Origin of the sequence: Nocardia arizonensis (genome assembly GCF_001310275.1) — a bacterium.
GTDB lineage: Bacteria > Actinomycetota > Actinomycetes > Mycobacteriales > Mycobacteriaceae > Nocardia > Nocardia arizonensis.
Genome location: NZ_LGYZ01000048.1, coordinates 41,150 through 53,986, shown reverse-complemented (window position 1 = coordinate 53,986; position 12,837 = coordinate 41,150). Strand labels below are relative to the sequence as shown.

The following is a 12,837-nucleotide window of genomic DNA, read 5'->3' as shown; positions in this document are numbered from 1 at the left end:
GCATCAGAAGAATCCGAGCTTGTTCGGGGAATAGCTGACGAGCAGATTCTTGGTCTGCTGATAGTGGTCGAGCATCATCTTGTGGTTCTCGCGGCCGATGCCGGATTTCTTGTATCCGCCGAACGCGGCGTGCGCGGGATAGGCGTGATAGCAGTTGGTCCAGACCCGGCCCGCCTTGATGGCCCGGCCGAGACGATAGGCGGTGTTCACGTCCCGCGTCCACACGCCCGCGCCGAGTCCGTAGAGGGTGTCGTTGGCGATACGGACCGCTTCCTCGACGGTGTCGAATCGGGTCACCGACACCACCGGCCCGAATATCTCCTCCTGGAATATCCGCATCGTATTGGCGCCCTCGAAGATCGTGGGCTGGATGTAGTAGCCGCCCGGCAGTCCGTCCACCTTGCGTACTTCCCCTCCGGTGAGCACGCGGGCGCCTTCCTGTCTGCCGAGATCGATGTAGGACAGGATCTTCTCGTATTGGTCGTTGCTCGCCTGCGCTCCGATCATGGTCGTGTCGTCGAGTGGGTTCCCGCCTCTGATGGCCTTGGTGCGTTCCACGCAGCGGGCCATGAATTCGTCGTAGATGGCGGAGTGGACGAGGGCGCGGGAGGGGCAGGTGCAGACTTCGCCTTGGTTGAGGGCGAACATGACGAAGCCCTCGATGGCCTTGTCGAGGTATTCGTCGTCGTGTGCGGTGATGTCGGGCAGGAAGATATTGGGGCTCTTGCCGCCGAGTTCGAGGGTGACCGGGATGATGTTCTCGCCTGCGTATTGCATGATCAGTCGGCCGGTGGTGGTTTCGCCGGTGAAGGCGATCTTGGCGACCCGGGGGCTGGAGGCGAGGGGTTTGCCCGCTTCGATGCCGAATCCGTTGACGATGTTCAGGACGCCGGGTGGCAGCAGGTCGGCGATGAGTTCGACGACGAGGAGTATGGAGGCGGGGGTTTGTTCGGCGGGTTTGAGGACGACGCAATTGCCCGCGGCGAGGGCGGGGGCGAGTTTCCAGGCCGCCATGAGGATAGGGAAGTTCCAGGGGATGATCTGGCCGACGACGCCGAGTGGTTCGTGGAAGTGGTAGGCGACGGTATCCGCGTCGATCTGTGAGATGCCGCCCTCCTGCGCGCGGATGGCGCCGGCGAAGTAGCGGAAGTGATCGACGGCCAAGGGCAGGTCCGCGGCGAGGGTTTCCCGGATCGGTTTGCCGTTGTCCCAGGTCTCGGCGACGGCAAGCGGCTCGAGGCTGTTCTCGATGCGATCGGCGATCTTGTTGAGTATGTTGGCGCGTTCGGTGGTGGAGGTGCGACCCCAGGAGTCGGCGGCGCGGTGCGCGGCCTCGAGGGCCATGTCGATGTCGGCGGCGGTGGAACGAGCCACCGCGCAGAAGGTCTCGCCGTCCACGGGGGAGGGATTGTCGAAGTAGCGTCCTTCGATGGGAGCCGCCCAGTCGCCGCCGATGAAATTGTCGTACCGCGCCGCGAAGGCGACGATGGCCGAATCCGACCCTGGTTTGGCGTAGATCATGGGGCTGGCTCCTCGCGGAATCTCCTGTCGGGGGCAACTATCGCCGCCGAAGGTTGGCGCGAGGTAGGTGTGGGGCCGGGTGATGGGCCCGCGGTCCGCCATCAGGTCCGCAGCGCGGCGTGCAATCGCGCGGCGACCATCGCCCTGCGCGAATCCTCGGGCGGCAGCAAACGCAGGGCGTGTTCGTGGACCGCCACATCACCGGGCGCCTTCTCCCCGAAGGTCACCGCGTGTTCGGGGCGGTCGCTGGCCAGCACCGCGGTGCGCACTCCGACATCGAGGTAGTCGCGCCACTCGGCGACTCCCGGCGTATCCGAATCGGGCAGCAGCGGCCCGCGATACAGCCACACCGCCGAACTCGTGTCACCGGATTCGATGGCGGCCAACAGTTCCACCGCGTCACAGGCCAGCGGTCCGGTGAGGGCGTAGCGGCGGTTGGCGATCTCGCCGCCGGTGGCCCGGCGCAGATGGGAGACATCGGCTTTGAGGGTGCTCGGCGACACCGGACGGTCACCGTAGACCGCCGCGTGCAACTGGTCGGGGGTGTACCCGTCGGGTGCGAGCGCGAGCAGCGCCAGGATCTCGAGTTGACGCGGCGGCAGCGGCACCGGCCTGCCGTCGCGCGACAATCGGGCGGTGCCGAGACATTCGAGGCGAATGCCCGGCGCGGGTTGCGGCCCGGTGGTGCGCAGGAGAGCTTCTGCGGCGACGACCAGTGCGCGCACCGAGGTCATGATGGCCGGATGCGAGCGTTCCCAGCGGCTCGACAGGTCGATCACGCCGACCTGCCGGCCGTCCGGTCCGTGCACCGGCGCGGAGTAACACACCCAGCCGTGTAGCGCGGCGACGAGATGTTCGGCGGAAAAGACCGTAACCGCTCGGTCGGTATGTAGTGCGAGCGATAAACCGTTGGTGCCCATATGGGATTCGTCCCAGCGACCGCCCGGGGCGAAGTTCACCGACTCGCCCTCGCGCCGGATCGCGCGGTCACCGCACATCCACACGATGGTGCCGTTGACGTCGGTCACCGCCGCGACGAACCCGGCATCCTCGGCGATACCGCGCAGCTGGTCACCGAGTTGGCGGATCGGATCGCGCAGCGGGGATTCGGCCCAGCGGTCGGATACGTCGTCGAGTCCCGGCGCCACCGTGCGGGCGGGATCGACGGTATGCAGCGACCGTTGCCAGGATTGCGCGACCTCGTTGCGTAGCAGGGGAGTCGCCGGGGTCAGCCGTGACGCGGTGTGCGCCGCGTTGGCCCATCGGACCCATTCCCTTTCCAGTTCTTTCCGCTGCTGGGTGAGGGTGCGAACAGGTGCCACCTCGAATTACCCCGTCGTTCGTGCGTTCAGTTGTCGGTGGGCGGCCCGGGACCCGGCGTGCGTTCCGTTCCCGAAGCCGCGTCGTGAGCGCGCTCCTCGCCGTCGCGTACTTACACGGATCGATATTCTCATCATGGCGTACCCGCGCAATTCGCGTCACCTCATTTCGCCACGAAAATCCCCGCGACATCGGCGTTCTTGATCGGGGTATCGGCATTGCGCTGCGCACCGCACATGAGGTCGACGGTCACGATGGTCGCATCGACCACGGTGCCCGCGGGTTCGGATTCGGTGCCGGTCTGCTGTTTGACGAACTTTGTGATCGTCACGCGTTTGGTGTCGGGATCCTGCTTGACGTATTCGCTGCAAGGGGTGTCACCGCCCTGGTTCAGCGCCCGTTCGATATCCGTGCATCCGGTCAGCAAGAGGGCGAGCGCCACCGTGGCCAGTCCCGTTCGTGCCATCGTGGCGTCCATCCCGCGCTCCTGTTCGTTCCGGGCGGCATCATGTGGGCCGATGCGCCGACACGAGCGTAGGGCGCGACGCGCCCGGTCCGCACACGAGGTCGCCCGTGCGTTCTCAGGACAGGTAGGCGCGCAGCGGCACGTCGAGTTCGGCGGTGGTCAGCGAGCCGTGATGCCCGACCATGGCCGATTGCAGCGGTTCGATTCCGGTACGCACGACACCGCGCGACCCGCCCGCGGCCACCACCAGATCACCGATGCGGTGTGCGATCTCCGGGGTCACGACCGGGCCGAACCAACCGCGGGCGATGGCCTCGGTCCGCGACGCCACCTCGAAATCCGCGCCGAGCACGGCGCGCCAGGCCGCCGCGACGTCGGTGTGCGCGCCGTCGGCGGTGTAGACATGGCGGGCCCGCGGTTCGCCGCCGAGATGTGTCACACCCTCACGCAGGGTGTCGAGGTGGTCGTAGTCGACCGCCTCGGTCAGTTCGACCATGCCGTGATCGGCGGTGACCAACAGCGCCGCGTCCGGGGGTAGGTGGGCGGCGATCGTGGCGGCGAGCCGGTCGACGTGTTCGAGCTCGAGCATCCAGGCGTCCGAGGAGGGGCCGCGCACGTGCCCGGTGGTGTCCAGGTCGCCGTGGTAGGCGTAGACGAGTGAGCGGTTACCCGCACGCAGGGCGGTGACCACTCCGTCGACCAGATCGCCCACCGACAGACTCGGGCGGAACTCGCAGCCGCGCAGCACGGCCCGGGTCAGTCCCGAACCTGCCTGATAGGAGGGCGCGACCTGGCTGACGGCGATCCCGTCGGCCGCGGCGCGCTCGAAAGCCGTTGCGGTGGATTGGAATCGCTCCGGAACGAGTTCGCGCAGCAGATCCACCGACGGACCCTCGCCGTGTAGACGCCAGCGCAGGGTGTTCACCAGCCGGTCCTGGCCTGGCACCTGGATCAGGTAGCCGACGATGCCGTGCTGTCCCGGCGGCACGCCGACGCCGAGGGAACTGAGGCTCGTGGCGGTGGTACTCGGGAATCCGGCCGTGATCGTGCGCGGCGCGAGTCCGGTGAGGAATGGGGCGGCCTGCGCTCCCGCGGTGAGCGCCTCGGCGCCGAGACCGTCGACCAGCAGCACACACACCCGTCGCGCGGTGAGGCCGAGACCGAGACGGTCCACTTCGCCCGGCACCCCGAGACACGCCAGGACGGAGGGGATCACATCGGACAGGGAGCCCGTCCCGTAGCGGGGCGCGTCGAACACCTCTCCAGCGTGCCAAGCCCGCAGACGGGCGGCAAGGAAATTCAGGCTTGCCCGGTCTCGAACCGGCTGATCTTGCCGTCATGCACCATGAAACGCCAATTGGTGCGCATCGAGCCCCAACGCGAATTGGTGTAGTCGGCGACGAAGGCGGTGCCGCCGTCGTCGACGGAATCGATGCTCATGCGCCCGTTGCTGTCGAAGACCTCCGAGTCGGTCCACTGGGCGAGATTGCGTTCCACGCCGTCATCGGACATGGTCGCGTCATCGGTGAGCAGACCGTAGAAGCGGTCTCGGTCGTGCTCGTTGAGCGCGGTCACGAACTGTTCGACGACCGGATTCAGCGGTGCGGTCATAGCGGTCGCTCCTTTCGAATGTGTCACGCGAGCGGAAGCAACTGTCCGGCATCCACTGTAGGTCGCCGTCGGCGCGACGACCTCGCGCCACGCGTCAGCGACCGGGGCCGATGAGCTCCTTGAGGGTGCCCATGATGTCGTCGACCAGTTCCGGGGTGGTCGTGCCGAGCTGGGCGCTGCGTTTGTCGAGCTGCCCGTCCAGCCACAGCGCGGCCACACCGTGGCCGATACTCCACCAGGTCACGCCGAGGATTTCGGCCTTGTCGGCGGGCAGCAATCCCGCGGCCACCGAATCCGCGATGGCGTCGGCGAGGATGGCGAAGGCGGCGTCGCCCGCCACGACGGTGTCCGCGTGCTTCTCCGGTTGGGACAGTTCCGGGCGGAACATCAGACGGAAGTGGCCGCTGTGTTCGCGGGCGAAGCGCACATAGGCCGCGGCCATGGCCGCGAGGGTGTCCATCGGCGTCGCGGCGGTGGCGTCCCTGGCCGCGGCCAGTTCGGTGGTCAGCAGTTGGAAACCCTGGGTGGACAGCGCCGCGAGCAGGGCGGCGCGGTCGGCGAAGTGGTGGTAGGGCGCGCCGGTGCTGACCCCTGCCTCGCGGGCTACCCGCCGCAGGCTGACCGCGGCGATGCCCTCCGATTCGATCAGGCGCAGGCACGCGTCGAGCAATGCGTCGCGCAGGGCGCCGTGGTGGTAGGTCGTGCGCTTCACCATCCGAGCGTATGCGACCGTCGGCCGCAGGCAGCACGCTGGACAGATAATCTATGCGATGCTTAGATTATCTGAGCGAAGCTCAAATCGAGTGTCGCACCTTCGACACGAAACGAGTAGGCATATGAGCACACGAGTACTCGTCACCGGCGCAACGGGATTCGTCGCGGGCCACTGCATCGCCGAACTGCTCGAACACGGTTACGCCGTGCGCGCCACCGTTCGCGACCTCGGCAGAACCGAAAGCAGGGCGCATCTGACGGCACTGGCCCGTCGCCTCGACGCCGAACTGGATTTCGTCGCCGCCGATCTGGAGCGCGACGCGGGCTGGGCCGAGGCCGTCGCCGGCTGCGCGTACGTCATGCACGTGGCCTCGCCGTTCCCCGCCGCCCTGCCCGCCGACGAGAACGAACTCATCACCCCCGCGGTCGAGGGCACCCTGCGCGTGCTGCGCGCCGCGGCCGCCGACCCGGGCGTCACCCGAGTGGTGCTGACCTCGTCGGTGGCCGCCATCGCCTACGGCCACGATGTCGACGACGTCCGCACCGAAGCGGATTGGTCGGTGGTCGACCGGATCGCGCCGTATCAGAAGAGCAAGACCCTCGCCGAACGCGCCGCGTGGAAGTTCGCCGAGAACCTGCCCGAGGGGCAGAGCCTGGAACTGGCCGTGGTCAATCCGGGTATGGTGCTCGGCCCCGTCCAGTCCGCCACGGTCACCAGCACCTCGCACGAACCCATCCGCCGCCTGCTGGTCCGCGACGCCCCCGGATCACCGCGCACCGCGTGGGCGCCGGTGGATGTCCGCGACCTGGCCGTGGCCCACCGCCTGGCGATGGAGACCCCGGCCGCGGCGGGCAACCGCTACATCTGCGCGGGTTCGCCGGTGTGGATGGGCGAGATGGCGCGGACACTGGCGGCCGAATACAACCGGCGCGGGTTCCGGGTCACGACCCGGGTGCTGCCGGACTGGCTGATCCGCGCGGTCGCCCTCACCGACCGTGGACTGCGGCTGGTGGTGCCGACTCTCGGCCGCGCCGAATCCGTCAGTGCCGACAAGGCAAAGCGTGAACTGGGCTGGACCATGCGCCCGCTCGAGGAGTCCATTCTCGACACCGCCGAGAGTCTCATCGAACACGGCGTCGTGCCCGCACCGCGCAACCGGAAGCGGGTCGGCGCGTCGAAGACGTTGCGGTAGCGGGTCATTGAGCCCGTGCGCACACCACATCCGGCCGTGCGGGTCTTCGCGGTGACGGTCACACAATCGCGTCGCGCCGATCGCGCGTCGGGTGGCGCCCACGCGAGCGGTTGGGTAGACAAGTAACGTGACTGCACAGCGTGTGTTTCGTTTCGGCGTCAATATGGTGGTCCCCAAATCCCGCGGTGAATGGGTCGAGAAGTGCCGCAGGGCAGAGGAACTCGGTTTCGACGTCATCGGCGTCGCCGACCATCTCGGTATGCCCGCGCCGTTCCCGGCGCTGATCCTCGGGGCCGAGGCCACCGAGCGGGTTCGCCTCAACACCTTCGTGCTGAACACCCCGTTCTACAATCCGGTCCTGCTCGCCCGAGAGGTCGCGACCGCCGACCAATTCACCGATGGCCGTATCGAATTGGGCCTCGGGGCGGGCTACGTGAAGACGGAGTTCGAGGCCGCGGGCATCCCGTTCGAGAGCGGCGGACGTCGCGTGGCGCGGGTCGAGGAAACCATCGCCACCCTGAAGGGACTCCTCGCCGACCCCGACCACCGACCCCAACCCGTCCAGCGCCCCACTCCGCCGCTCCTGGTAGCGGGATGGGGCGATCGCCTGCTGTCGGTGGCGGCCGAACATGCCGATATCGTCGCCTTCACCGGAGCGGCGACCGGCGCCGACGGCGCACTACAGCTCGCCGACGCCGACGGCATGTCCGAGCGCGTGGCCTTCGCACGTGGCAAACTCGGCCCCCGTGCCGACGAGGTCGAATTCAACCTGCTGATCCAGCGCGTGGTCCCGCACGACGAACTCGCGGCCTTCACCGCCGACTTCGCCCCGCTGTTGCCGCCGGATCTGCGCGACCACGCCGACAAACTGCCCATCCTGCTCGTCGGCGGACCCGAGGAGATCGCCGACCGCGTCCGCGACCTGCGCGCCCGGTACGGCTTCACCTACATCACCGTTCTCGAGACCAGCATGGAAACCTTCGCCCCGGCCATCTCCCTGTTGCGGGATTAGCCGAGGTCCCGGCCGTCGCGAGGCACACGCGGTCGTGCCGGAGAAGCGAGTGCCTGCGCTCCCGCGCCTGCCGGGCTCATCCCACACCTCGGCTGCCGGGACCGGCGGGCTCGGGCGTCGCGGCGAGCCCGGCGAGGGCGGGCGGTAGCGGCTCCCGGTGCAGCACACCGAGACGCTGGGTGGCGCGGGTGAGCGCGACGTAGAGTTGGGCCGCACCGCGCGGACCGTCGGCCAGTATCCGTTCCGGTTCCACCACCAGGACCGCATCGTATTCGAGACCCTTGGTCTCGGAGGCGGCCACCGCACCCGGGACATCGGGCGGTCCGATGACGACGCTGGTCCCCGCACGGTCGGCTTCCTCACGCACGAAATCCGCTATGGCGGAGGAGATTTCGTTCGCATCGACCTGTCGTGACCAGGGCGGTACACCGCAGGCGCGCACCGATTCCGGCGCTTCGACCTCGGGGGCGAATTCGGCGAGCACCGAGGCCGCGACGGCCATGATCTCCGCGGGGGTGCGGTAGTTCACGCTCAGCGACCGGTAGACCCAGCGACCGGGCACATACGGCCGCATGACCTGCTCCCACGATCGGGGCCCGGCCGCCGACCGCCGTTGGGCCAGATCGCCGACCACCGTGAAGGAGCGACCCGGGCAGCGCCGCATGAGCACCCGCCAGTCCATCTCGGACAGCTCCTGCGCCTCGTCGACCACGATGTGGCGGTATGTCCAATCCCGGTCGGCCGCAGCGCGTTCGGCGAGTTCGCGGGTGTCGCGCTCGAGGAAGCGTTCGGCCAGATCCTCGGCGTAGAGCAGATCGGTGGCCAGTAGGTGATCCTCGTCGTCCATGAGGTCCGCGCGGTCGACCATGAGGTCGAGTACGCCCGCCGCGTACGCGGCCTCGGCCGCACGCGCCTGTTCGGCCGAATCGTCCTGTCCCGGTGCGCGTCCGAGCAGATCCACGAGTTCGTCCAGCAGCGGCACATCCGATACCGTCCACGCCGCGCCGTCGGCCCGCGCCAGCGCCGGATCGGCTCCGGCCGCGCGCAGTCTCTCGGGAGAGGTGTAGAGCTCGGCCAACAGGGTCTGGGGTGTGAGGATCGGCCAGAGTCGGTCGAGTGCGGCGGTGAAGTCGCGATGGTCCGCGAGTTCGGCTGACAGATCGCCGCGCAACTGCTCCCATGCCTCGCGGTCGTCGCGGGTCAGCCAGCCGCGTCCGATCCGTGCGATGGCCCGCTCGGTGAGCACGTAGGTGACGATATCGGTGAAGACCGCGCGTGCCTCGTTGTGTGGCTGTCCGCTCGCTCGCGCCTCCTCCCTGGCCCATTCGGCGGTCTCGGCGTCGATCCGCACCGTGACATCGGCCAGTTCGATCGAGATCGTCGATTCCGGCAGCCGTTGGCGATCGGCGATGGCAGCGGCGAGCACGTCGAGGATGGCGAGCGAACCCTTGATCCGCGTGGCGCGCGGGGCGTCCTCGGCGGTGACGTGCAGTCCGGGCACGAAATCGCCGGTGGTCATGAACACCACGGTGGACTCGCCCAGCGACGGCAACACCCGACCGATGTGACGCAGGAATGCCGGATTGGGCCCGACCACCAGCACGCCGTGGCGCTCCATGCGTTCGCGCTGGGTGTAGAGCAGGTAGGCGACCCGGTGCAACGCCACGACGGTCTTGCCGGTACCGGGTCCGCCCTCGATCACCAGCACGCCGGGGTGCTCGAGCCGGATGATCTCGTCCTGTTCGGCCTGGATCGTCGCCACGATGTCGCGCATGCCCGCGCCGCGGGGCGCGTCGATGGCGGCGAGCAGGGCCGCGTCCCCGCGCTCGCCGGCGCCGGGACGGCCGAACACCTCGTCGGTGAAATCGACCACCGTGCGTCCTCGGGTGTGGAAATGGCGGCGTCGACGCATGTTCTCCGCACTCGCCGCGGTCGCGGTGTAGAACGGGCGCGCGACGGGCGCTCGCCAGTCCACCAGCAGCGGTTCGAATTCGTCGGCCTCGTCGAACAGTCCGATCCGGCCGATATATGTGCGCTGACCCGACACGGCGTCCAAGCGGCCGAAGCACAGTCCGTTGTCGGCCACGTCCAGCCGCTTGACCTCCCGGCCCAGCGTGCGCACCTCGACATCGCGGTCGACGGCGCTGCTGCTGTGGCTGCGCAGCGCCGCACGGTATTTCTCGTTCGCTCGCGCGCGCTCGGCGTCGAGGCGTGCGTAGAGCCCGGCCACGTGGTCGCGCTCGGCGCGCAACTCCTCCTCGTACCCCTGATCCGCCACCGGACCCTCACCTCCCTCGGCACGACGATTCGGCACGGTCGCCGATGGCTCGCGCCCCATAGGCATCTCCCTGTTCGCGCTGGTAGTGGTTCCGGCCAGCGATTGTGCGCCATTCCCCCGGCCTTGCCGCAAGCCCCCGGGTGCGCTATACAGTGAAAAGGGAACGAATTCCGAGACTTCCCGATTCGTATTTCCCCATTCCGCCCCACGAGGGCGTTTCCACGGGAGCCGACGGCGCGCCGGGCAGGATCTCGGCGGCCGTACTACGGATGTCGCCCGGGTTGCGCTTCGTCGCCAGGAGACCGTCACCGCGACCGACGTCGCGTGCCGGGGTTCCGGTGGTAATCGCCGTAAAGACGCGACCGGTCGCCGCGAGTTGTTCGACGTGTTCGTGCCTTGGCATCCGACTGTGGCCGTTTCGAACCGCGCTCTATGCAGTGGGGCTCAGGCGTTCGCCGGGCTTCCGAAGGACGCCCGGCCGAGTCGGAAACGAAGGGCTGTAGGGCATTGCGTGTCATGAGCTGTCGACAACCTCTGCCTTGGCCCTTGCCGTTTGGATCCGAACGATCGTCAATGACAGCCGGTAGTAGAGCATTGTTATTTCGATATGTAGTAGTTATGCTACATATGATCTAATGGCAATGACAGGGAGGGAACCATGACAGTAGGGGAGGGCATAGTGCTCAGCGTCGAGAAGCTACGTATGCGGTACGGCGGCACCGATGTCCTGCACGATGTGACGTTCCGGGCGCACCGCGGGGAGGTCCTGGTTCTGCTGGGGCCGAACGGCGCGGGCAAGACCACCACCATCGAAATCTTGGAGGGATTCCGGACTCGATCGGCCGGTGAGGTCGCCGTGCTCGGCGTCGATCCCGCGCACGGCGACGAGAAATGGCGGTCACGTGTCGGGGTTGTCTTGCAGTCGTGGCGGGACCATGGCAAGTGGAGAGTCCGTGAACTGCTCTCCTACCTGGGCTCATTTTACGCCCCATACAGTTCCAATGATGTCCAACGCCCCTGGGACGCAGACGAACTCATCGCGTTGGTGGGACTCGACGAACAGACGAACGTCAAGATCAGCGCATTGTCCGGTGGTCAGCGGCGCCGAATGGACGTGGCGATCGGAATTGTCGGTCGCCCCGAAATTCTCTTTCTGGATGAACCGACCGCGGGCTTCGATCCCGAAGCGCGGCGCGAATTCCACGACTTGGTGCATCGGCTCGCCGACGAACAGCAGACCACCATCTTGTTGACCACGCACGATCTCGACGAGGCGGAGAAGCTCGCGGATCGGATTCTCATCCTGGCCGGCGGGCGTATCGTCGCGGACGGCTCGGCCGACGAGCTGTCTCGACGTGTTGCCACCGACTCCGAGGTGCGCTGGACGGTGGGCGGGCAGCGTTTCGTGGACACGACCGCCGAGTCGACCAAGTTCGTCTATGAGTTGTTCAAGCAGCACGGTGAGCAGGTCGGCGGCCTGGAGGTGCGACGGGCTTCGCTGGAAGAGACGTACATGACGCTGGTTCGCCGGTACGAGTCCGGCCGTAGTGAGGTCGAGGTGCACACGCTGGAGGAGATCACCCTATGAATCCAACCATTGTCGCGATACGGGCCGGCGTGGCCCGCGCTTGGATCGAGTTGCGTCAATCATTCACCAACGCAACAGATTTGATAAATCTGCTCTTATTCCCGGTCCTAATTCTGATCGCGTTGTTCTTCATGCGCGACGGGTCGTTCCACCAGACCGGGCTGAAGCTCGGCGCGTTGGCGTTGCCAGGCGTGCTGGGCAGCATGATCGTGTTCAACGGTTTGTACGGGATCGCGAACTACTTGGTCCTGGACCGCGAGGACGGTACCTTGCTGCGCGCCAAGGTGACACCCAACGGCATGGTGGGCTTCTTCATCGGCAAGATCGGCCTGAGTGCGGGTCAGGTGCTGGTTCAGGTGGTGTTACTGCTGGTCGTGGGCGCGTGGATCGTCGGCGGGATGTCGATCGACACCGTTGGGCACTGGCTGACCTTCACATGGGTGATCGCTCTCGGACTGCTCGCGGTGCTACCGCTGGGCGCAGTCCTCGGCGCAATCCTCGAAGGCCCCCGCGCAACCTTCTTCCTGACCATGCCCCTGATGGGACTCGTGGGAATTTCAGGGATCTACTACCCGATCACCGCACTGCCCGGCTGGTTGCAGGACGTGGCCCAGGTGTTCCCGATGTATTGGGTCGGACTCGGCATGCGCTCGGCACTGCTACCCGCCGATACGGCGACGATCGAGATCGACCACTCGTGGCGACATCCGGAAACCGCCGCCGTCCTGGGAGTTTGGGCAGTGGTCGGGCTGCTGATCGCGCCCACCGTGTTACGCCGGATGGCCCGCCACGAATCCGGGGCGAAGGTCGCGACCCGCCGCGAGAAGGCGCTGCACAGTGCCTACTGAGGCCATCTACAACCGCATCGCGATGCTGCGCGCGGAACGCGGTATATCGCGGCGGGAACTGGCCGAAGCACTAGGGGTGCACTATCAAACGGTCGGCTACCTCGAGCGCGGTGAGTACAGCCCGAGCCTGCATCTCGCGTTGAGGCTGGCGGCCTACTTCGAGGTCACGGTAGAGGTCATCTTCTCCACCGAGCCTTTCCCGCGACTCGGCTCCGCCACCGAGTCTGCCTGAGCGAACGATTGGTCGAGACCGGTACACCCGGTCTCGATCGCGAGCTACCACAAC

The 12,837-nt window shown here is 67.3% G+C and carries 12 protein-coding genes; 5 read left to right on the top strand and 7 right to left on the bottom strand.

Annotated elements, in window-relative coordinates:
• Window positions 1–3: 3 nt before the first annotated feature.
• The 6 genes from adh to APZ21_RS07385 all read right to left on the bottom strand — a co-directional run bounded on the left by adh (window position 4) and on the right by APZ21_RS07385 (window position 5,633).
• On the bottom strand, window positions 4–1,521 hold the full coding sequence (gene adh / locus APZ21_RS07410) for an aldehyde dehydrogenase (RefSeq protein ID WP_054812482.1): 1,518 nt from the start codon (window positions 1,519–1,521) through the stop codon (window positions 4–6).
• Window positions 1,522–1,622: 101 nt separating this feature from the next.
• A complete protein-coding gene (locus APZ21_RS07405; RefSeq protein ID WP_054812481.1) occupies window positions 1,623–2,843 on the bottom strand; it encodes a transcriptional regulator in 1,221 nt (406 codons plus the stop codon).
• A 161-nt stretch (window positions 2,844–3,004) separates the two neighbouring features.
• Complete coding sequence (locus APZ21_RS07400) at window positions 3,005–3,319, bottom strand: hypothetical protein (protein WP_054812480.1); 315 nt, start codon at window positions 3,317–3,319, stop codon at window positions 3,005–3,007.
• Window positions 3,320–3,422: 103 nt separating this feature from the next.
• Window positions 3,423–4,565: an alkaline phosphatase family protein gene (locus APZ21_RS07395; protein WP_174553570.1), complete on the bottom strand. Its 1,143-nt coding sequence runs from the start codon at window positions 4,563–4,565 to the stop codon at window positions 3,423–3,425.
• Between the two features lie 41 nt (window positions 4,566–4,606).
• Window positions 4,607–4,918: a nuclear transport factor 2 family protein gene (locus APZ21_RS07390; RefSeq protein ID WP_054812479.1), complete on the bottom strand. Its 312-nt coding sequence runs from the start codon at window positions 4,916–4,918 to the stop codon at window positions 4,607–4,609.
• Window positions 4,919–5,012: 94 nt separating this feature from the next.
• Window positions 5,013–5,633: a TetR/AcrR family transcriptional regulator gene (locus APZ21_RS07385; RefSeq protein WP_054812478.1), complete on the bottom strand. Its 621-nt coding sequence runs from the start codon at window positions 5,631–5,633 to the stop codon at window positions 5,013–5,015.
• Window positions 5,634–5,754: 121 nt separating this feature from the next.
• On the opposite strand from APZ21_RS07385, the gene APZ21_RS07380 reads away from it, so the two are divergent.
• Both APZ21_RS07380 and APZ21_RS07375 read left to right on the top strand, forming a co-directional pair.
• Window positions 5,755–6,825, top strand: coding sequence for an SDR family oxidoreductase (locus APZ21_RS07380; RefSeq protein ID WP_054812477.1), 1,071 nt, complete (start codon window positions 5,755–5,757; stop codon window positions 6,823–6,825).
• Between the two features lie 127 nt (window positions 6,826–6,952).
• Window positions 6,953–7,837, top strand: a complete 885-nt coding sequence (locus APZ21_RS07375) for an LLM class F420-dependent oxidoreductase (protein WP_054812476.1) — start codon at window positions 6,953–6,955, stop codon at window positions 7,835–7,837.
• A 76-nt stretch (window positions 7,838–7,913) separates the two neighbouring features.
• Here APZ21_RS07375 and helR read toward each other — a convergent pair whose 3' ends face one another.
• Window positions 7,914–10,115, bottom strand: coding sequence for an RNA polymerase recycling motor ATPase HelR (helR, locus tag APZ21_RS07370; RefSeq protein ID WP_174553569.1), 2,202 nt, complete (start codon window positions 10,113–10,115; stop codon window positions 7,914–7,916).
• Window positions 10,116–10,773: 658 nt separating this feature from the next.
• Here helR and APZ21_RS07365 point away from each other — a divergent pair.
• From APZ21_RS07365 to APZ21_RS07355, 3 genes are read left to right on the top strand one after another with little or no spacing between them, the layout of a single operon-like run.
• Entirely contained in the window at window positions 10,774–11,703 is a 930-nt protein-coding gene (locus APZ21_RS07365; RefSeq protein WP_054812475.1) for an ABC transporter ATP-binding protein, read from the top strand.
• 29 nt (window positions 11,704–11,732) lie between these two features.
• Window positions 11,733–12,551: an ABC transporter permease gene (locus APZ21_RS07360; RefSeq protein ID WP_307586852.1), complete on the top strand. Its 819-nt coding sequence runs from the start codon at window positions 11,733–11,735 to the stop codon at window positions 12,549–12,551.
• The gene (locus APZ21_RS07355) at window positions 12,541–12,783 is read left to right on the top strand and encodes a helix-turn-helix transcriptional regulator (RefSeq protein ID WP_054812473.1); all 243 of its coding nucleotides are present in this window, start codon (window positions 12,541–12,543) and stop codon (window positions 12,781–12,783) included. The genes APZ21_RS07360 and APZ21_RS07355 overlap by 11 nt, the downstream gene beginning before the upstream one ends.
• Window positions 12,784–12,837: the final 54 nt, after the last annotated feature.